The organism is Campylobacter concisus, assembly GCF_002914005.1.
GTDB classification, from domain to species: Bacteria; Campylobacterota; Campylobacteria; order Campylobacterales; family Campylobacteraceae; genus Campylobacter_A; species Campylobacter_A concisus_N.
In genome coordinates this window covers 1-2,109 of record NZ_POZU01000029.1, presented here as the reverse complement: position 1 = coordinate 2,109, position 2,109 = coordinate 1, and the positions used below count along the sequence as shown (strand labels likewise).

Annotated in this window: 2 protein-coding genes; both read left to right on the top strand. The window is 38.9% G+C overall.

Going from position 1 to position 2,109, the window contains the following annotated elements; translation table 11 throughout:
- The first annotated feature begins 52 nt into the window (after positions 1-52).
- A complete protein-coding gene (locus tag CYP54_RS02885; protein WP_103604131.1) occupies positions 53-625 on the top strand; it encodes a cytochrome c3 family protein in 573 nt (190 codons plus the stop codon).
- A 9-nt stretch (positions 626-634) separates the two neighbouring features.
- Positions 635-2,002 (top strand): multiheme c-type cytochrome, encoded by a 1,368-nt coding sequence (locus tag CYP54_RS02880; protein ID WP_084040848.1) that lies wholly within the window; start codon positions 635-637, stop codon positions 2,000-2,002.
- Positions 2,003-2,109: the final 107 nt, after the last annotated feature.

Genomic DNA, 2,109 nt, shown 5'->3' with positions numbered 1-2,109 from the left:
CTTAAAATTTTCGTAAAAATTTACGATATATTGATAAATTCAGGAGGAGATTTTGGCTGAAGTTAAGAAGAAATTTTTTGTTTGGTCATCTGTTATTATCGGCATTGTGATCGGACTTATTGCGTCTATGGGTATTGCTGATGCACTTCATGCAACTGGTAGCGGCTACATCTGTACCATTTGCCACACTATGGATCCTATGAATGCTGCATATCATGAAGATGTACACGGTGGCAATAACAAACTTGGTGTAAAAGCCGAATGTTCAGCCTGTCATCTAAATCATACAAGTGCCTATACTTATGTGCTTACAAAACTTAAAGTATCAATAAACGATGGTTATAAGACATTTTTTACAGATACTGACAAGATCGACTGGCGAAAAAAACGCGAGCATGCATCTCACTTTGTCTATGATAGTGGATGTTTGACTTGCCACTCAAATTTAAAAAATGTTATTCAAGCTGGTAAATCATTCTTGCCACATAGAGATTATTTCGTTCTTGGAAATCCTAATAAAAAATCATGTGTTGACTGCCACGAGCACGTTGGTCACAAGAATTTAGGACTACAAATCGATAAATTTGAAGCAATTAAAAAACAAGAAAACAATAAAACCAAGTAAGGAGGAGAGATGTTTAAAAAGTCGCTAATGTTATTAGCCTGTCTAATGTCTTTTGGCTTTGCCGCAAACATGGATGCAAATAAATCTGATGCTTTAAACCTTAATGTTGTAAAAAACATTAAAGTTGCTCACAAAATGTCAGACTTATCAAAAAGCTGTGTTGAGTGCCACGCTAAAGAGACACCCGGCATAGTTGCCGATTGGAAAAATAGTCGCCACGCTCACGTTGGCGTAAGTTGTATGGATTGCCACTCTGTAAATGCAGATAATCCTATGGCTTCAGTTAAGGTGCATCCAAAAGATTCTAACAACCACGTATCAATGCTAGTTAGCCCAAAAACTTGTGCTAAGTGCCACGAGAATGAGGTTGAAGAATTTGTTAAGAGTGGTCACGCAAGAGGTGCTATGCAAATGTATGCTAACCCTGCGATGGTAAAACTAATGTATCACTATGAAGGTATGGATCATCCAGAATACAAAATGGCTCCAGACGCTACTGGTTGTACACAGTGCCACGGAACCGTCATCAAACTAGACGCTGATCACAAACCTACAAAAGAGACTTGGCCAAACTACGGTATAGGTAATGTTTATCCTGATGGTGGCGTAGGCGGATGTAAATCATGCCACAGCGCACACACATTTAGCATAGCTGAAGCTAGAAAACCAGCTGCTTGTGCATCTTGCCACCTTGGACCTGATCACCCAGATATTGAGATCTTTAACAACTCAATGCACGGACATATCTATAATAGCGAAGCTCACAAATGGAATTTTGATGCTGCTCCTGATACATGGGATGTACCAGACTTTAGAGCTCCAACTTGTGCAGCTTGCCACATGAGTGGTGTTGGTGAAACAACAACAACTCACAATGTTTCAAGAAGACTAAAATGGAACCTATGGGGCGTCAGCAGTAAGCTAAGAACAGCTGGTGATGAACAAGCTGCTGTTGTTTACGAAAAAACTGGCAAACTAACCATAGGAACGCCACTTGCAGGTCATCCAAATGGACCAGAAGCAGCAAGAGCTGAGATGAAGCTAGTTTGTAAAGCTTGCCATACATCAACTCATACAGATAACTTCTTCATTATGGGTGATAAGCAAGTAGAGCTTTATAACGTTTACAATGCTGAAGCAACTAAGATGCTTGAAGAGTTGAAAGCTAAAAACTTACTACTCGCAGACGCTTGGGAAGATGAATTCCAAGATGTTTACTATCATATGTGGCACCACGAAGGTCGCCGTATGAGACAAGGTGCTCTAATGGGTGGTCCTGACTATTCACACTGGCATGGAGTATTTGAAGTTAAGAACGACATTAGAAAACTTCGTGAGATCTATAAACAAAGAATTGAGACTGGTAAAGTTAAATAATTCTTTATAAGGTGGGTTTTCTCCCACCTTATTTTCTTAAATAACTATTAGATTTACTCAACTTTAAATCATTTTTTATACGTCCAAAACTATACAATTTTTAAGAC